We start from the raw sequence: 16,569 nt of genomic DNA, 5'->3' as shown, positions 1-16,569 counted from the left end.
CGAATGTATTTGTCAACTGAAAATGTTAGAAAAATTTGGTATTAAAAAAAGGTAAATTGGAAAAAATAGGTCTGATATAGAATGGAGGGTTAGTCATGAAGCGAGTTTTTGGAATACTTGTTTGTTTCATGTTATTGCTTTCTGGAACTTCAGTGAGTTTCGCACAATCTGAGAAAACGAAGCAGGAGAAAACAGAAGAAACAACACCGAAGTTAGCGGAACAAGCGTCGTCAGCAATCGTAATTGAGCAAGATACAGGTAAAGTTTTATTTGATAAAAACCCAAATGAAAAATTACCACCTGCTAGTATGACAAAGATTATGACAATGCTTTTAATTATGGAACAAGTTGAAAAAGGAAAACTAAAACTGACCGATAAAGTTAGAGCGAGCGAACATGCAGCTTCAATGGGTGGATCGCAAATCTTTTTAGAACCTGGGGAAGAGATGACTGTAAACGAGATGTTAAAGGGTATTGCAATTGCATCTGGAAATGACGCATCTGTTGCAGTAGCCGAGCATATCGCAGGTTCAGAAGAAGGATTTGTAAATATGATGAACAAAAAGGCGAAAGATCTAGGGCTGAAAAATACACATTTTCAAAACCCAACAGGTCTTCCGGCCAAAGACCATTATTCGACAGCAAATGATATGGCTATAATGGCGAGAGAATTGATGAAGTATCCACTTATTCGTAAATACACAGGTAAGTACGAAGATTATTTACGTGAAGATACGGATAAAAAGTTTTGGCTCGTTAATACGAATAAGCTAGTACGTTTTTATCCTGGCGTAGATGGAGTAAAAACAGGTTTTACGACAGAAGCGAAATATTGTTTAACAGCATCGGCTGAAAAAAATGGCATGCGTGTCATTTCAGTTGTCATGGGAGCACCAACATCAAAAGAACGGAACAACCAAGTGACGAAGCTTCTTGACTACGCATTTGGTCAATATATGACAAAGAAATTGTATACGCGCGGCGAAAAAATTAAGACAGTTCAAGTAGGGAAAGGGAAAAAAGAAAAAGTAGATTTAGTTGCATCAGATAATGTTTCTCTTCTTATGAAGAAGGGCGAGAATATGGACAAGGTAAAACAAGAAGTAATTGCTGAAAAGAAAGTAAAAGCACCGATTAAAAAAGGTGACGCGCTTGGTACACTTGTTATTAAAAAAGATAAAGATGTTTTATTAAAACAAACAATTGTAGCAAAAGAAGATGTTGCTGCAGCGAGCTGGTGGGAGTTATTTAAAAGAAGTTTTGGGATGTTTTCAACATCAAAATAGCGGCAAATATTTTGCCGCTTTTCTATTCGTATGTAAGTGAATAATGCTGAAAGGTTTCACTTTATGACGAAATAGTTCTTCTTTTGTCAGCAGGAAGGATTCTTATTTTGTATCACGAAAATCTTTATGTATGTGAATAAGTAAAGTTTGAGCATAAGGAGGAAATCGTGTGAGTCTTTCCATGCAATTAGAAGTAAAACGTGACGTCCTATGTGTGAGACTAGAGGGTGAATTAGATCATCATACGGCTGAAGAGTTGCGAACGAAAGTAACAGATATGATTGAGACACATGGTGTTCATCATATTGTTTTGAGCCTAGAGAACTTATCTTTTATGGATAGTTCTGGTCTAGGTGTTATATTAGGCCGATATAAACACGTAAAGGGATTAGGTGGAGAAATGGTTGTTTGTGCAATTTCACCGCCTGTTAAGCGTTTATTTGAAATGTCGGGCTTATTCAAAATCGTTCGCTTAGAAGAAAGTGAAGCGCACGCGCTCGCGACGTTGGGGGTGGCATAGATGAGAAATGAAATGAACCTTCAATTTTCAGCATTAAGTCAAAATGAATCGTTCGCTCGCGTTACAGTAGCGGCTTTCATTGCACAACTAGATCCAACGATGGAAGAATTAACGGAGATTAAAACAGTTGTGTCAGAAGCGGTTACAAATGCAATTATTCATGGATACGAAGGAAATGCAGAAGGTATTGTTTATATTTCTGTAATTTTGGAAGAAGCAATGGTGAAACTCACGATTCGAGATGAAGGGATTGGAATCTTTAACTTAGATGAAGCGAGACAACCCCTTTTTACAACTAAACCTGAATTAGAGCGTTCCGGAATGGGATTTACTATCATGGAAAATTTTATGGATGAAGTAGAAGTTATTTCAAACGAATCTTTCGGGACAACAATCCATTTGACAAAATACTTATCAAATAGTAACGCTCTATGCAATTAAGGAGAATAGCCTATGGACATAGAGGTCAAAAATGAGAAGAAGAAACCTCAGTTAAAGGACCACGAGCTAAAAGCGTTAATTCAAAAAAGTCAAGATGGAGATCAACGAGCGAGAGATACAATCGTTCAAAGTAATATGCGCCTCGTTTGGTCGGTTGTACAGCGGTTTCTTAATCGAGGATACGAACCAGACGACCTATTTCAAATTGGATGTATTGGGCTCTTGAAATCGGTAGATAAATTTGATTTATCTTTCGACGTGAAATTTTCAACATATGCAGTTCCAATGATTATTGGTGAAATACAACGTTTCTTACGTGATGATGGATCAGTGAAAGTTAGTAGGTCTTTAAAAGAAACAGGAAACAAAATTCGAAAGATGAGAGATGAGCTTTCGAAAGAATTCGGAAGGGCTCCCACGATTAATGAAGTGGCAGAGGCACTAGAACTAACGCCAGAGGAAGTTGTTCTAGCACAAGAAGCGAGCCGGGCCCCTTCGTCTATACATGAAACTGTATATGAAAACGATGGAGATCCAATCACTATTTTAGATCAAATTGCAGATCAATCTGAAACGAAATGGTTCGATAAAATTGCTTTAAAAGAAGCGATTAGAGAACTAGATGAACGAGAGCGCTTAATTGTATACTTGCGTTACTATAAAGATCAAACACAGTCAGAAGTAGCAGAGCGCATAGGCATTTCGCAAGTACAAGTTTCAAGACTTGAAAAGAAAATATTAAAACAGATGAAAGATCGAATAGACGAATAATTGTCTATTCGATTTTTTTATGCCGTTAATAGGAGAGAGATGTTAATTTTCGCAAAAATTAACAGAATTTATTGATAATTTGGTCAATTTAAAATATAATCCAAGTATGAACTTGTCATAAAGGGGGAAGGAAACATGGAAACGAGGCAACAATGGGGAACGAGAGCTGGATTTATTTTTGCAGCGGTCGGATCTGCCGTTGGATTAGGAAACATATGGCGTTTTCCTTATACAGCGTATGAAAATGGAGGAGGAGCATTCTTTTTACCGTACTTATTTGCATTATTAACGACTGGTATTTCATTGTTAGCGTTTGAGTTTGCCCTTGGTCATCGTCATCGTGGTTCAGCACCACTTACATTTTTCCGTATTAGCCCGCGTGCCGAATTTATTGGATGGTGGCAAATGTGCGTAACATTTATCGTTTCAACATATTATGCAGTGATTATTGCTTGGTCTATATCGTATACATACTTTGCAATTACTGGAGCATGGGGAAAAGACACGCAATCATTTTTATTTAAAGAGTACTTACATGTTGCAGATAAGCCAGGGCAATTTGGAGGACTTGTACCGGAAGTATTAATTCCATTAGCTCTCGTTTGGATTATTGTACTTGGCGTTGCATTTAAAGGAGTTAAAAAAGGAATAGAAGTTGTTAACCGTATATTTATTCCTTTATTAGTTGTTATGTTCCTTATTATCGTCGTTCGTGCAGTGACGATGGAAGGTGCTATGCAAGGACTAGATGCATTCTTTAAACCAGATTGGAGTCGTATTTTTGATGGGAAAGTATGGCTTGCTGCTTATGGTCAAATATTCTTTAGTTTATCTTTAGCATTTGGAATTATGATTACGTATTCTAGTTATTTACCGAAAAACTCGGATACAACAAATAATGCCTTTATTACTGGATTTGCAAACTCAGGATTTGAATTATTAGCAGGTATTGGGGTCTTTGCAGCTCTTGGATTTATGGCGAATAATATGGGAGTACCGGTTGATAAAGTAGCAAGTGCTGGCGTTGGGCTTGCGTTCGTAGTATTTCCGCAAATTATTAATGAATTGCCGATGTCACCGTTGTTTGGTGTATTATTTTTCTTATCGTTAACGGTTGCTGGAATCACATCACTTATTTCACTCGCGGAAGTATGTTTTGCCGCTGTATCTGAAAAATTCAGTTTAAGTCGGGAAAAAACCATTGGAATTATGGGAACCCTTCTCGTGTTAGTTTCTCTTGTATTTGCAACACGTGGTGGGCTTATGTTCTTAGATGTTGTCGACTATTTCGCCAATAATTTCGGATTAATTACAATTGCACTTGCGGAAGTAGTGACGATAGGGCTCATTTTACGTCGTTTATCAGTTTATCAAAATCATGCAAACTTTGTATCTGATATTAAATTAGGAACGTTTTGGAGAGTGAGTTTACTCGTTATTACTCCGCTTATGTTAGGGTATATGCTAATTGATGGTACAATCCAAAATATTAAAAAGAATTATGGAGATTATCCGACTGAGTTTGTTGTAACGTATGGTTGGTCGATAGCAGCAGCCTTCCTTATCGTTGCGCTAATTATTAGTCTAAAGAAATGGAATGCACAAATACATTCGGATTCTGCCAAGCTTGAAAAAGAATGGAAAGATCGAGGTGTTTCATAATGAGTGGATCAGCAATTATGATGATGGTTATTGGAATAGTAGTCATTTGGGGAGGGCTTGCATTAAGTATTGCAAACTTATTTAAGAAAAAGGCATAAGTAAAAAACATCTGTACCGAAATGGTGCAGATGTTTTTTTATGAAAAAATTGTATTAGAAAAAAATTCAATAACCATACTACAACTACGAGGAAGAGTGAAGGGGTGAATGAAAGTTGGAACAAACGATTTATATTAAAATGCGCAATCGTTTAAAAGTTTCTCCTACTTATGAAGTAAAGCTGGGCGATGTTGCTCAACTTGCCGGAGATTCTTCCGTAGTTGAGTTGTTACAAAATGAGATAGTTTACAAAATAACAGCGCATGATAAGACGCATGTTGTAATTGATGTTATGAAAGTAATTGAGATTATTCAACAGAAAGCATCTCATCTACAAATTAATTTACTCGGTTCTGGACAAACTCTTGTTGAAATTATATACGAAAAAAAGAAGACACACCCAATTTTTTTCGGGCTTGTATGGCTGTTACTTTTCATTGGAGCGGCCCTTGCGATCATTTATTTCCATGAAGATGTAAGTATGCAACAAGTACATCAACGGTTATATTACATGATTACTGGAGAATTTAATGCGCAACCACTTTTATTTCAAATTCCTTATTCTTTAGGTCTTGGCTTAGGGATGGTTTTATTCTTTAATCATGTATTTCAAAAGCGAATTAATGAAGAGCCGAGTCCGCTAGAAGTTGAGATGTTTCAATACCAACAGTCACTTGATCAGTATGTAATCGTTAATGAAAACAAGGATAATATGAAACAACTTACCGATGATTGAGTATGGATTTGTTATTTTAATTGGTTTAGCTGGAGGGATTGCGGTAGGTAGCGGATATGTCGCATTTTTAGCTGTACTTGGTATAATCCCCCGTTTAGCCCAATTAACGAGAAGTGGAAAGCATATTCAATATTTTGAGTGGGCAGTCATTGCAGGTACTTTAACAGGGGCTTGGTGCAGTTTGAAAAACATTACATTTCAAACGTCGCAATATTGGCTCGTTATATTAGGGATATTTTGTGGCACGTTCATTGGAATGCTTGCTGCAGCATTAACAGAGGTGTTAAATGTTCTACCTATTTTAGCGAAACGAGTAGGGGTAGAGGGGAAGATTATTGTTTTACTCGTTGCTCTTGTACTTGGGAAAGTAATAGGATCGTTGTTTCACTGGATTTATTTCGTAAAGTAGGAGGCAGTATATAAATGACAAGTCAGAAATTGAAGGATGATTACATAAATAAAGTGAAGGAGTATCATCCAAAGCCAAACTATTTACTAAATTGTATCAAAGCATTTCTTGTAGGTGGACTCATTTGCACAGTTGGAGAAGTATTGATGAAATTTTATATACATTATTTTCACTTTAGTGAACAAGAGGCAGGAAACCCAACTGTTGCAACCCTTGTTTTATTATCCGCGATTTTAACAGGGTGTGGTGTATATGATAAAATCGGTCAATTTGCTGGAGCAGGATCAGCGGTACCGGTAACAGGATTTGCAAATTCTATGGCGAGCGCTGCCTTAGAACATAAGAGCGAAGGGGTTGTTCTAGGGATTGCTACAAATATGTTTAAACTGGCAGGAAGTGTGATTGTATTTGGGGTTGTTGGTGCATATATCATTGGGTTAATAAGGTATACCTTTAAAATTTTTATGTCTTAAAGGAGGGGCTAGTATGAGGTTGACCGGAAAACAAACGTGGGTATTTCAAAATGATATATATGTGAATGCAACGGGTACTGCTGTCGGTCCGAAAGAAGCTGAGGGCCCTCTTGGGAAAAAATTTGATATTTCATATGATGACTTGCATTGTGGAGAAGAAAATTGGGAGCTCGCCGAACGAAGATTAATGTCAGACTCAATTCAACAAGCAGTGCAAAAAGGGAATATAAAAACATCGCAAATTGATTTCTTTTTAGCGGGAGATTTATTAAATCAAACAGTGACAGCAAATTATGTTGCGCGTAAGTGGGGCATTCCTTTTTTAGGAATGTTTAGCGCTTGTGCAACGTCTATGGAGACTTTAGCAGTTGGCTCAGCTTTTATAGACGGTGGATTTGCAAATCGTGTCTTATCTACAGTAAGCAGTCATAATGCAACGGCTGAAAGACAATTTCGCTATCCAACAGAGTACGGTGGGCAAAAACCAGGGACAGCAAATTCAACTGTGACTGGTGCAGGATCTATATTAATTAGCAATGAAAAAAGTGCAATTAAAATTACGTCAGCTACAATCGGAAAAGTGCAAGATTTAGGAATTACAAATCCTTTGGATATGGGGGCAGCGATGGCTCCAGCAGCAGCTCATACAATTCAACAACATTTTGAAGATTTAAGAAGAAGTGCCGATGATTATGATTTGATTGTTACGGGTGATTTATCAGCTGTTGGGACGCCGATTGCGAAACAACTTTTACTTGAGGAAGGTTATGATCTTGGGCATATATACAATGATTGTGGATTGATGATTTATGAATCAAGTCAAGAAGAAGTGTTTGCAGGTGGTAGTGGTTGCGCTTGTTCAGCAGTTGTTACGTATGGCCATTTATTACACGAGATGCAAAAAGGGAATTTACAACGAATTTTTGTCGTTGCGACTGGTGCATTATTAAGCCCGATGATGATGCAACAGAAGGAAACGATTCCAACAATTGCACATGGTGTCGTATTTGAGAGAGTTAAAGGAGAGTGAATTGTGGATTTTATATATGCATTTCTTGTAGGTGGAGCTATTTGTTTAATTGGGCAACTATTGTTAGATTTCGTAAAGTTAACACCAGCTCATTTAATGGCAACTTTTGTAGTCATCGGAGCAATTTTAGATGGATTTGGATTGTACGATAAACTAATAAAATTTGCAGGTGCTGGAGCGACAGTCCCTATCACAAGTTTTGGACATTCACTATTGCACGGAGCAATGCATGCAGCAGAAAAACATGGATATTTAGGAATTGGTATTGGCATGTTTAGTTTAACGTCTGCGGGCATTTCCGCAGCGATATTGTTTTCATTTTTTATAGCACTTATATGTAAACCGAAAGGATAAATCAAATGAGACGAAGGGTTGTTTTGGTCACAGATGGAGATGAATATGCAAAGCGGACAATTGAGCTTTTAACGAAGGAATTTGGGGGAAGGTGTATTTCAGCATCACAAAGTAATCCAACCAAATTGACAGGGAAAAAAGTTGTTGAGCTTATTATGCAAACGCCATATGACCCTGTATTTGTCATGTTTGATGACAGTGGATTTATTGGAGAAGGATCTGGTGAAAAGGCATTAAAATATGTGGCTACCCATAAACAAATTGATGTGCTCGGTATTTTAGCAGTAGCGTCTAATACGCATCATTGGGAATGGGCACGTGTAGATGTAAGTGTAGATCGGAACGGGAATTTAACCGAATACGGTGTTGATAAATTTGGACTTCCAGATGGTGAAATTGGCAGGATTAGCGGAGATACAATATATTGTTTAGACGATTTAAATGTTCCTGTCATTGTTGGAGTCGGTGACATTGGTAAGATGTGTGGAAATGATGAATGGGAGAGGGGATCACCTATTACGAAGAAAGCAATTCAATTAATTTTGGAAAGGAGTGGTTTTTATGACGAAGCCTAAAAAAGTGGATATCCCTATATCAACTTTCATAAGTGACAATGAAAATTATTTAAAGCAGACAGTTGGACTAGGCGTTACATACGATGTCGGCATTCGTAAATTTCAAATTTTGAATAAAGAAATTGGTGTGTTATTTGTAAACGGACTTTGTGATACAAATTATATTATCCCTATTTTAGAAGAAGCGGTGGATACAAATGAGATAAGGGATGTAGAAGAAGATACAGTGAAGCTTTTAGAGAATCGCTTAATCCATCAACAAGTAAGTAAAGTGAAAACGATGGATGAGGTAATGCTCCAAGTATTATCAGGACTGATCGTGATATTTGTGGAAGGTGAAACGGAAGCGTTCGCGATCGATGTTCGTAGTTATCCAGGGCGAACACCGACAGAACCGGATACCGAAAAGGTAGTACGAGGTGCGAGGGATGGATTTGTTGAAAATATCGTTGTAAATACAGCGTTAATTCGTAGGAGAATTCGAGATCCACGTCTTCGAAATGAAATGGTTCGAGTAGGAGATAGATCGCAAACGGATATTTGTATTACATACGTTCAAGATGTTGCAAATCCAGATTTAGTAAAGATTATAAAACAAGAATTAAATAACATCGATGTAGATGGAATTACGATGGCGGATAAAACAGTAGAAGAATTTGTTGTAAAGCAAAGCTATAACCCATTCCCACTTATTCGATATACAGAAAGGCCAGATGTAGCAGCAAATCATCTACTAGAAGGACATGTGTTAGTACTTGTTGACACATCGCCAAGTGCTATGATTACACCGACAACATATTTTCATCATTTACAGCACGCGGAAGAGTTTAGACAAAATCCAGCTGTCGGTACATTTTTACGCTGGGTGCGCTTTTTAGGTGTTATATTCTCGTTATTTTTATTACCATTTTGGTTAGTGTTTGTATTTGATCCAACTCTTTTGCCAGCAAATCTTGCTTTTATTGGACCGACTAAGATGACGCATTTACCAATTTTATTACAGGTGTTAATGGCAGAGGTCGGACTTGAGTTTTTAAGGATGGCAGCCATTCATACTCCAACGCCGTTATCGTCTGCAGCAGGGTTAATTTCCGCTATATTAATTGGTCAAATTGCAATTGATGTAGGTTTGTTTGTGCCAGAAGTAATTTTGTATGTAGCAGTTTCGATGGTTGGTGCATATGCAACACCGAGTTATGAACTAGGATTAGGGAATAAGGTTGGGAAATTGTTTGTTATTATTTTAACAGGTCTCTTCCATGAGATGGGATTTGTAATTGGTATGACGATATTAATTTTATTTTTAACGTCTATAAAAAGTTTACAAACACCTTATTTATGGCCGTTTTTACCATTTGATTGGGGCGCGTTAACAAAAATTTTACTCCGTCCAACGATGTCTAGTTTAAAAGTACGACCAAGTATTGTAAGACCTCAAAATGTAAAAAGACAAAAATAAACGGGATTATACACCCGTTTATTTTTTTTAGCAAAAATTTATTATTTTTTAACAAAAATCAAACATTTTTTGTGTACACTTAGAGTAGATATTGTGTATGAAAGGGGAAGAGGACATGATTAAATTATTTGTAAGTGATTTAGATGACACGCTCGTTTACGATGTGAATCATATGCAAAAAGAAGATGAACGTGCGCTGTGTTGGTTAGCTGAGAAAGGGACAAATATTTGTTTTGCCTCTGGCCGCTTTACACACAGAATTGATGAAGTTGTAAAAAGGTTTGCATTCCCATATTACACAACTGGCTTAAATGGAGCGACAATGTTACTTCCAGATGGAAATTTATTTCATGAATCGAGTTTTGAAAATGTGGTTGCCCAGGAAATATATCGATATATACATAAAAAAGGACTAGCGGATATTGTTTGTGCAAATGAGCAGCGATATACAAAAAGGAAGAATGAACATCACCATAATTTTGAAGCATATATGGGCGTGCATATCGCTGAAATTGAAGCGTTAGAAGAAGAGTTTGGTAAGACTGTACACCCTGCAAAATTGTTTGTTTTTGGAGAAGAAGAGAAAATTGTGACGTTAGATCAAGAGCTACGAGATACGTTTCAAGGCGAAGCGGAAGTTTTTATATCAGGTAAACGCTATGTTGATATTATGCCAAGAGGCGTGAGTAAGGGGAGTGCTCTAAAGCGACTAATGGATCATTTGCAAATTGAAGCAAATGAAGTTGCTTGTATTGGAGATTCTTTCAATGATATTTCTATGTTTGAAGTAACCCCGCATTCATTTACTCTTCATCATGCCCATCCATATGTAAAGGAGAAAGCAAATCATATAGTGCGTTCGGTTGAAGAGGCTGTTATGAAATTACCGTTACTTGTATAAAAAAGAAGCCCGTCATTGGCGGGCTTCTTTTTTACTTGAATAAAGATTTAACAAAATCAATGATACTTGAGAAGAAATCTTTCACTTTATCTAGAAAACTTTGCCCTTCTTCAGATCCTAAAAAGGCAGAAACATGTTCTTTTGCTTTGTTTAATTGACTACCAACTTGATTCCAATCGATATTAAGATTCTTCATTTTATCAAATAACGATACTAAGTTATCTAACTGTTCATCTGTTAATGTAATGCCGAGTTGGTCAGCAATTTTTTTAATTAATGAACGTAAATCTTCTGTTGTTTTTGGCTGTTCTTTTGCAATTTCTTCTTTAATTTTTGCAACAAGTTGAACTGCTTTTTCTTCACCAATTTTATCACCAAGCTGGGCTGTTTGTACCATTTCTTCATTCGCTACTTTTTTAACTTCTTCAGGAATTTGTTTATTGGACGCAGTTTCGTATGCTTTCATTAATCCAGTTAAAGCTGCAGTTCCTGAAACTTTAAAAGGTGCAGTAATTTGAATTTCTGCATCTTTTACACCTGCTGTAATCAAAGCGTTAGTGTACATTGCATCTGTTACCCAGTTAATGTTCTTTGATCGTACAATAAGACCAGATCCTGGTTTTGTGTATGTAATCATAGAAGAAGAAATTGCTCTCGTACCAATTTGTGCTTTTGGAACAATGCCTTCTAGAAATTTATGTTCTTCCGCATTAGATACAGTGATAATTGTAGCATCTTTTGGTGCTTTCATTTCTTTTAACAGATCTTGTTTTTGTTGTTCGGATAAGTTCTCTCCTAATGTAACAATTGATTCTCCCTCGATGATGTCTGCAAATGAAGCTGTTGGCATCATAAATACCGTTACAGCTAATAGCAGAGCTAATAATTTCGTTTTCACGAAAAATCGCTCCCTTTCTCTTTCTAAAATTTTCGGGCAACAAAGTTATTATAGTATATATTTCTTATTTGTCACCTAGCTTTTTCCACATTTCAAAAAAGAAGTATCTAGATTGTCGGATTCTTTTTGTTTCTAGTCATGAATGTGGTAATATAGTGCTGAGATAATTGAAAGGAGACATATACGCATGAAAACTTTAGGATACATATTAATGGAAAACGGTGAAAAAATCGACTTGGAATTTTTCCCAGAAGAAGCACCGAAAACAGTAGAAAACTTTAAAAAATTAGCAGAGCAAGGATTTTATGATGGTGTGACATTCCACCGTGTTATTCCTGGCTTCGTAAGCCAAGGTGGAGACCCAACAGGTACAGGTGCAGGTGGCCCAGGTTACTCTATTCCATGTGAAACTGATGGAAACCCTCATAGACACCTTGTAGGATCACTTTCTATGGCTCACGCTGGCCGTAACACAGGCGGTAGCCAATTCTTTATCGTTCATGAGCCACAACCGCATTTAGATGGTGTTCATACTGTATTTGGTAAAGCAACAAGCGGTATTGAAACAGTATTAAAAATGCGTCAAGGCGATGTAATGAAAGAAGTTAAAGTTTGGGAAGAATAAGGTAAGGAAAAAGAGAGCTTTGCTCTCTTTTTTATTTTTAATGAAATCGAGTACTTCTTCTACAGCTCATCATCCAAGTAGTGCTGTTGCTAAAATATATTGCTTGTGAGAACAAACCTTTAACAAATTACATAGAATACATTACATTATATGTTTCAATAAATATTTTTTGTTATATTAATTTTGCTAGAATTGTGCTGCTTTAGGGTAACTATGAATGAAGTGCTGTTGAATGATATGTTTCTTTCCATTCCATATAAAATTTTCTTTTTTTAACTCTATTTATTAAAGGAATAGTGCTGAAACATAGATTTGACTTTCTTCTTTTCGCTTTGTATGATTATCAAGTTGTTTTAGACTCTTCTCACTCTGTTGAAAATATTGTAAAATGAATGTGATATGAAAAGAGTGATTGAGGGGATTACTAGTTTGTAACTTTTGTAAGAAGGGATAAGGGTTATGTTAATTCGTTTTAAAAAAAGTTATGAAAAAATTGCAATGGGGCTTCTTTCGTTTATGCCAACTGAAAAAGATGTGAAAACATTACAATTGACAATGAAAGAATATGAAGCAAAAGATGATTGGCAATTGTATTTGTGGAAAGAAAATGAAGATTTTGTTGGAATAATGGGGATTGTAAAAAAAGAGAATCAAGTATTAGAAATTCAGCATTTGAGTGTGAACCCGTCTCACCGTCATGTGGGGATTGGGACGAAGATGGTTCAAGAGTTAAAGAGTAAATTTCTTGAGTTTACAATTTGCGGGAATGAGCAAACGGCAAGTTTTTGCGAAAAATGTAAAGGGCTAGAACAAAATATACATTCGTGAAAGCAGAGATAAGTAGTTTATTATCTCTGCTTTCTTTTTTGTAATTGTTCGTTTCGTTCAGTAATGACCTCTGTGCGATCACGCAAAGTGTGCTTGTTTATAATATATTCACCTGGGATAGCATTCAAGTCTTTCCAAGAGAGGTTTTGTTTTTGACATAACTCTATGCACTGCTTCTCTAACAATGAATCTGATAAGGGTAAAAATAAAGGTACAAAACGTTCTTTTTTATGGATAGATTGCAATCTTTCATTGAGCAAGGAAAGAAGTTGTACTTGATTAATTCCTAAACGTTGTAAAGGCACACCGCTTTTTTCTAAAATTGTGATTGCGCTTTTCATCATTTTTGTGGAACCATTCCAATTAGCACGTCTTTGGTGGTATAAAGAAACTGCGATTTGAATGAGACCAACTAAGTAATGATCACGATTACCTCTTGGTTTTGTTTTCCAATACTCTTCTAGTATTTCGTGGCATTCAAAATAGTCATAATCTCCATGGAAATGAATTAAAAATTGTATGTATTCGGTAGGATACATGTTTTCTCGCTCCTATCTAACGGTTATACATATAAGTGTATCATAGAAATATGAACAATAAACGACTAGGAGGTTTCCCCCTAGCCGTTATTGTTCATATTAGCAGAAGCAAGCTGCTCCTACAATAATTAGTAAAATAAACAGTACAACAAGTAATGCGAACCCACCGCTAAAACCACAATCAACGTGACCCATAGTTTTTTGACCTCCTACATTGTTCTTACTACACTGTTATCATATGAAGTGGTGGGCATGATGACATAGGCATCGGTCTATTTTTAATTAAATTTCTTAAAAAGGTTGGATAGAACATGAGTATGCTCTATACTTATGTTGTTATAGAAAAAATGTGGTGGGATGCTTTGTGCAATATAATTTTAAAGTAGAGGCTTTTGAAGGGCCGTTAGATCTATTGTTACATTTAATACATCGTTATGAAATTGATATATATAATATTCCTGTAGCAGATATTACAGAGCAATATTTATCTTATGTGCATACGATGAAAGAACTTCAATTAGATGTTGCAAGTGAGTATTTAGTAATGGCTGCAACGTTATTACAAATTAAAAGTAAGATGTTGTTGCCGAAACATGAAGAAGATGTACTTGATAACGGTGATGATTTTATAGATGATCCTCGTCAAGAATTGATGGAGAGGTTAATTGAATATAAGAAATATAAGCAAGTTGCTACTGAGTTAAAAGAAAGAGAACAAGAAAGAGCACAGCTATATACACGTCCACCAATTGACTTTACATCGTTGCAACAAGAAGAGGAGACAAGCTTACCTCTTGATGTTACGTTATATGATATGCTAGCAGCATTTCAAAAATTAATGCGCCGTAAAAAGGCAAAAAAACCTGTAACAACACGTATTACTCGTCAAGAAATACCAATTGAACAGCGAATGACTGATATTTTAAAGCAATTAAAAATAAAGGGTGGTCGCCAAAGTTTTTATGATTTGTTTGTTGATGATGAACGTGAAATAATGGTTGTAACATTTTTAGCAGTTCTGGAACTTATGAAAAATCAACAAATCATAATTGAGCAAGAACATAATTTTGATGAAATTTTCGTATCAAGCTCTAATAAATCTGCATAGAGCAAGTATGTGAAAATGGGATAGAAACATTTTATCTCATGCTATGTTTTAATGTATCGTTTGGAACAAGAGAAAAAATATTGAACCGAACGCATTAATTGTGATTCGGTTTTTTGATGTGTATTTTTATGGGAAAATAGAAGGAAGGAGCTCGTGAAATGGATAGGAAAGAACAAAAGTCAATTATTGAAGGCCTTTTATTTGTTTCTGGTGATGAAGGGATTTATCCAGAACAAATAGCAAAAGTTCTTGAAATTGAAATGAATGAAGTAATTAATATTTTAGAAGAAATGCAACAAGAATGTGAAGGTGCAAACCGTGGTTTGCAAATTGTACAGTATGCAAAAGTATATCGTTTTGCTACAAAGAAAGAACATGCTTCATATTATCAAAAATTAATAGATACACCAACAGCTGCTTCACTCTCACAAGCTGCCCTCGAAACTTTAGCGATTGTTGCATATCGCCAACCAATCACAAGGACTGAAATGGAAGAGATTAGAGGAGTTAAAACCGATAAGGCGTTACAAACGTTGGTTTCACATTTACTTATAAAAGAAATGGGAAGAGCAGAAGGACCAGGGCGTCCTATTTTATACGGAACAACAAAAGAATTTTTGGACACATTTGGATTGAAAACATTAGATGATTTACCACTGCTTTCTGAAGAGAATGAACAAATGAATGAAGCAGATTTATTCTTCGGTTCCTTACAAGAGATATCGAAATAAAAGCTTAGCATTTTGCTAAGCTTTTTTTGTATATCAATTATTTACAGTGCCATACTAAATGAAAAAAGGAGACGAGTTATGAGAGGTATGCGGATTATTTTATTATTAGTTTCTGTTTTATTATGTTTTTCTTTAAATAGCGCATCAGCTAAAAGGTATATGATGTCCATTCATACTACGTCTCCTTTACATATGCATCGGCAACATCTTAGTAAAATGAAAGTGAGCTTTTTAAAAGTGGGGCAAGGTGACGCAACACTTATTATAATGCCAAATGGACAAACAATGTTAATTGATGGAGGACCTTATGAAGCAGGAGAGGTTATTATTCAGAAATTAATTGAGAAAGGGATTAATCATTTAGATGTAATTGTCAGTACGCATCCCGATATGGATCACATAGGGGGGTTAATTCCAATTGTAGAGCAAATGCCGGTATCGCTTATATTAGATAGCGGAAAAACATATAGTTCTCTTACTTATCATACGTATCGGAATAATATTAAAAAAAGAGGGATACCTTTCGTTTCAGTAAAGGAAGGACAATATGTACCGCTGGATCCACATGTTTCTATACAAGTATTAAACAACGGGAAATCAAAAGATGAAAATAATGAATCCTCAATTGTTTTAAAGGTGCGATATGGAAAAGCGGATTTTTTATTAATGGGTGACGCGGATGTACGGACAGAACATGAAATATTAAAACAATTTGATGTCCATGCAGATGTGTTAAAAGTGGGGCATCACGGCTCATATACTTCAACAAGTGAAACGTTTATAAAAAAAGTGGAACCGCAGTTTGCTATTTTGTCGTACGGGAGTAGTAATCCGTATGGACATCCTCACCAAAGTGTAGTGAAACGCTTAAAAAGGCACGGTATAATGGTATATAGAACGAATAAACGTACAGTAGAAATGGAAACAGATGGTGAACATATTATGTTAGAATCTAGCGGGTTAATGCCATTATTGAAGTGATTTCTAGATTAGGGGGCGATACTGTCCCTTTTTGGAAAAATGAATAATATATATTATAATTATAAGAGACGTAAGAAATTTCCTTTTCTGTTGAATAAAAAGGAAATTTCATTAGAATGTATAGACAACTACTCGTGCGTATAT

Annotated in this window: 22 protein-coding genes; 19 read left to right on the top strand and 3 right to left on the bottom strand. The window is 35.9% G+C overall.

Annotated features, from left to right (window positions below):
* Window positions 1-95 precede the first annotated feature (95 nt).
* The 14 genes from dacF to HMPREF2590_RS06180 all read left to right on the top strand — a co-directional run bounded on the left by dacF (window position 96) and on the right by HMPREF2590_RS06180 (window position 10,715).
* Window positions 96-1,286, top strand: a complete 1,191-nt coding sequence (gene dacF / locus HMPREF2590_RS06245) for a serine-type D-Ala-D-Ala carboxypeptidase DacF (RefSeq protein ID WP_000831998.1) — start codon at window positions 96-98, stop codon at window positions 1,284-1,286.
* A 169-nt stretch (window positions 1,287-1,455) separates the two neighbouring features.
* Window positions 1,456-1,806, top strand: a complete 351-nt coding sequence (spoIIAA, locus tag HMPREF2590_RS06240) for an anti-sigma F factor antagonist (protein WP_000059135.1) — start codon at window positions 1,456-1,458, stop codon at window positions 1,804-1,806.
* On the top strand, window positions 1,807-2,247 hold the full coding sequence (spoIIAB, locus tag HMPREF2590_RS06235) for an anti-sigma F factor (RefSeq protein ID WP_001243398.1): 441 nt from the start codon (window positions 1,807-1,809) through the stop codon (window positions 2,245-2,247). It begins immediately after the preceding gene.
* Between the two features lie 12 nt (window positions 2,248-2,259).
* A complete protein-coding gene (gene sigF / locus HMPREF2590_RS06230; protein ID WP_000350731.1) occupies window positions 2,260-3,018 on the top strand; it encodes an RNA polymerase sporulation sigma factor SigF in 759 nt (252 codons plus the stop codon).
* Between the two features lie 135 nt (window positions 3,019-3,153).
* On the top strand, window positions 3,154-4,680 hold the full coding sequence (locus HMPREF2590_RS06225; protein WP_000450091.1) for a sodium-dependent transporter: 1,527 nt from the start codon (window positions 3,154-3,156) through the stop codon (window positions 4,678-4,680).
* Complete coding sequence (locus tag HMPREF2590_RS06220) at window positions 4,680-4,778, top strand: methionine/alanine import family NSS transporter small subunit (RefSeq protein ID WP_000016826.1); 99 nt, start codon at window positions 4,680-4,682, stop codon at window positions 4,776-4,778. The genes HMPREF2590_RS06225 and HMPREF2590_RS06220 overlap by 1 nt, the downstream gene beginning before the upstream one ends.
* Before the next feature lie 115 nt (window positions 4,779-4,893).
* Window positions 4,894-5,514, top strand: a complete 621-nt coding sequence (locus tag HMPREF2590_RS06215; protein WP_000438366.1) for a stage V sporulation protein AA — start codon at window positions 4,894-4,896, stop codon at window positions 5,512-5,514.
* Window positions 5,507-5,923, top strand: a complete 417-nt coding sequence (spoVAB, locus tag HMPREF2590_RS06210) for a stage V sporulation protein SpoVAB (protein WP_000575191.1) — start codon at window positions 5,507-5,509, stop codon at window positions 5,921-5,923. Before HMPREF2590_RS06215 ends, spoVAB begins: the two co-directional genes overlap by 8 nt.
* 14 nt (window positions 5,924-5,937) lie before the next feature.
* A complete protein-coding gene (gene spoVAC / locus HMPREF2590_RS06205) occupies window positions 5,938-6,396 on the top strand; it encodes a stage V sporulation protein AC (protein ID WP_000203810.1) in 459 nt (152 codons plus the stop codon).
* Between the two features lie 13 nt (window positions 6,397-6,409).
* Complete coding sequence (spoVAD, locus tag HMPREF2590_RS06200) at window positions 6,410-7,426, top strand: stage V sporulation protein AD (protein WP_001241164.1); 1,017 nt, start codon at window positions 6,410-6,412, stop codon at window positions 7,424-7,426.
* A gap of 3 nt (window positions 7,427-7,429) precedes the next feature.
* Entirely contained in the window at window positions 7,430-7,780 is a 351-nt protein-coding gene (gene spoVAE, locus HMPREF2590_RS06195; RefSeq protein WP_000345904.1) for a stage V sporulation protein AE, read from the top strand.
* A 5-nt stretch (window positions 7,781-7,785) separates the two neighbouring features.
* On the top strand, window positions 7,786-8,355 hold the full coding sequence (spoVAEA, locus tag HMPREF2590_RS06190; protein WP_001254415.1) for a stage V sporulation protein SpoVABEA: 570 nt from the start codon (window positions 7,786-7,788) through the stop codon (window positions 8,353-8,355).
* Entirely contained in the window at window positions 8,342-9,814 is a 1,473-nt protein-coding gene (spoVAF, locus tag HMPREF2590_RS06185) for a spore germination protein SpoVAF (protein WP_000165596.1), read from the top strand. Before spoVAEA ends, spoVAF begins: the two co-directional genes overlap by 14 nt.
* A gap of 97 nt (window positions 9,815-9,911) precedes the next feature.
* The gene (locus HMPREF2590_RS06180) at window positions 9,912-10,715 is read left to right on the top strand and encodes a Cof-type HAD-IIB family hydrolase (protein ID WP_001987215.1); all 804 of its coding nucleotides are present in this window, start codon (window positions 9,912-9,914) and stop codon (window positions 10,713-10,715) included.
* A gap of 31 nt (window positions 10,716-10,746) precedes the next feature.
* On the opposite strand, the gene HMPREF2590_RS06175 is transcribed toward HMPREF2590_RS06180, so the two are convergent.
* Complete coding sequence (locus HMPREF2590_RS06175) at window positions 10,747-11,613, bottom strand: DUF1002 domain-containing protein (RefSeq protein ID WP_000850515.1); 867 nt, start codon at window positions 11,611-11,613, stop codon at window positions 10,747-10,749.
* Window positions 11,614-11,800: 187 nt separating this feature from the next.
* Here HMPREF2590_RS06175 and HMPREF2590_RS06170 point away from each other — a divergent pair, with 187 nt between their 5' ends.
* Window positions 11,801-12,238 (top strand): peptidylprolyl isomerase, encoded by a 438-nt coding sequence (locus HMPREF2590_RS06170; RefSeq protein WP_000853782.1) that lies wholly within the window; start codon window positions 11,801-11,803, stop codon window positions 12,236-12,238.
* 459 nt (window positions 12,239-12,697) lie between these two features.
* Window positions 12,698-13,066 carry a GNAT family N-acetyltransferase RibT gene (ribT, locus tag HMPREF2590_RS06165; protein WP_000908401.1) on the top strand — a complete coding sequence of 123 codons (369 nt, stop codon included), beginning with the start codon at window positions 12,698-12,700 and terminating at the stop codon, window positions 13,064-13,066.
* A gap of 20 nt (window positions 13,067-13,086) precedes the next feature.
* On the opposite strand, the gene HMPREF2590_RS06160 is transcribed toward ribT, so the two are convergent.
* Window positions 13,087-13,605 (bottom strand): DUF309 domain-containing protein, encoded by a 519-nt coding sequence (locus HMPREF2590_RS06160; protein WP_000283595.1) that lies wholly within the window; start codon window positions 13,603-13,605, stop codon window positions 13,087-13,089.
* A 99-nt stretch (window positions 13,606-13,704) separates the two neighbouring features.
* Window positions 13,705-13,800 carry a YjcZ family sporulation protein gene (locus HMPREF2590_RS06155; RefSeq protein ID WP_000510194.1) on the bottom strand — a complete coding sequence of 32 codons (96 nt, stop codon included), beginning with the start codon at window positions 13,798-13,800 and terminating at the stop codon, window positions 13,705-13,707.
* Window positions 13,801-13,969: 169 nt separating this feature from the next.
* On the opposite strand from HMPREF2590_RS06155, the gene scpA reads away from it, so the two are divergent.
* The 3 genes from scpA (at window position 13,970) to HMPREF2590_RS06135 (ending at window position 16,425) form a co-directional block, all read left to right on the top strand.
* The gene (gene scpA, locus HMPREF2590_RS06150; RefSeq protein ID WP_001199753.1) at window positions 13,970-14,713 is read left to right on the top strand and encodes a segregation/condensation protein A; all 744 of its coding nucleotides are present in this window, start codon (window positions 13,970-13,972) and stop codon (window positions 14,711-14,713) included.
* 158 nt (window positions 14,714-14,871) lie between these two features.
* A complete protein-coding gene (gene scpB / locus HMPREF2590_RS06140) occupies window positions 14,872-15,444 on the top strand; it encodes a segregation/condensation protein ScpB (RefSeq protein ID WP_000375170.1) in 573 nt (190 codons plus the stop codon).
* Window positions 15,445-15,522: 78 nt separating this feature from the next.
* Window positions 15,523-16,425 carry a ComEC/Rec2 family competence protein gene (locus HMPREF2590_RS06135; protein WP_001214832.1) on the top strand — a complete coding sequence of 301 codons (903 nt, stop codon included), beginning with the start codon at window positions 15,523-15,525 and terminating at the stop codon, window positions 16,423-16,425.
* Window positions 16,426-16,569 lie beyond the last annotated feature (144 nt).

It is taken from the genome of Bacillus sp. HMSC036E02, from assembly GCF_001836235.1.
Classification (GTDB): domain Bacteria; phylum Bacillota; class Bacilli; order Bacillales; family Bacillaceae_G; genus Bacillus_A; species Bacillus_A cereus.
Note: the sequence above shows the minus strand (reverse complement) of the source record. Positions and strands in the feature narration are given on the sequence as shown.

Excerpts from the sequence above, each read along its gene's own strand:
- dacF (WP_000831998.1), top strand. The coding sequence starts at position 96 with ATGAAGCGAGTTTTTGGAATACTTGTTTGTTTCATGTTATTGCTTTCT.
- spoIIAB (WP_001243398.1), top strand. The coding sequence starts at position 1,807 with ATGAGAAATGAAATGAACCTTCAATTTTCAGCATTAAGTCAAAATGAA.
- sigF (WP_000350731.1), top strand. The coding sequence starts at position 2,260 with ATGGACATAGAGGTCAAAAATGAGAAGAAGAAACCTCAGTTAAAGGAC.
- HMPREF2590_RS06225 (WP_000450091.1), top strand. The coding sequence starts at position 3,154 with ATGGAAACGAGGCAACAATGGGGAACGAGAGCTGGATTTATTTTTGCA.
- HMPREF2590_RS06220 (WP_000016826.1), top strand. The coding sequence starts at position 4,680 with ATGAGTGGATCAGCAATTATGATGATGGTTATTGGAATAGTAGTCATT.
- spoVAB (WP_000575191.1), top strand. The coding sequence starts at position 5,507 with ATGATTGAGTATGGATTTGTTATTTTAATTGGTTTAGCTGGAGGGATT.
- spoVAC (WP_000203810.1), top strand. The coding sequence starts at position 5,938 with ATGACAAGTCAGAAATTGAAGGATGATTACATAAATAAAGTGAAGGAG.
- spoVAD (WP_001241164.1), top strand. The coding sequence starts at position 6,410 with ATGAGGTTGACCGGAAAACAAACGTGGGTATTTCAAAATGATATATAT.
- spoVAEA (WP_001254415.1), top strand. The coding sequence starts at position 7,786 with ATGAGACGAAGGGTTGTTTTGGTCACAGATGGAGATGAATATGCAAAG.
- spoVAF (WP_000165596.1), top strand. The coding sequence starts at position 8,342 with ATGACGAAGCCTAAAAAAGTGGATATCCCTATATCAACTTTCATAAGT.
- HMPREF2590_RS06180 (WP_001987215.1), top strand. The coding sequence starts at position 9,912 with ATGAAAGGGGAAGAGGACATGATTAAATTATTTGTAAGTGATTTAGAT.
- HMPREF2590_RS06170 (WP_000853782.1), top strand. The coding sequence starts at position 11,801 with ATGAAAACTTTAGGATACATATTAATGGAAAACGGTGAAAAAATCGAC.
- ribT (WP_000908401.1), top strand. The coding sequence starts at position 12,698 with ATGTTAATTCGTTTTAAAAAAAGTTATGAAAAAATTGCAATGGGGCTT.
- HMPREF2590_RS06160 (WP_000283595.1), bottom strand. The coding sequence starts at position 13,605 with ATGTATCCTACCGAATACATACAATTTTTAATTCATTTCCATGGAGAT.
- HMPREF2590_RS06155 (WP_000510194.1), bottom strand. The coding sequence starts at position 13,800 with ATGGGTCACGTTGATTGTGGTTTTAGCGGTGGGTTCGCATTACTTGTT.
- scpB (WP_000375170.1), top strand. The coding sequence starts at position 14,872 with ATGGATAGGAAAGAACAAAAGTCAATTATTGAAGGCCTTTTATTTGTT.
- HMPREF2590_RS06135 (WP_001214832.1), top strand. The coding sequence starts at position 15,523 with ATGAGAGGTATGCGGATTATTTTATTATTAGTTTCTGTTTTATTATGT.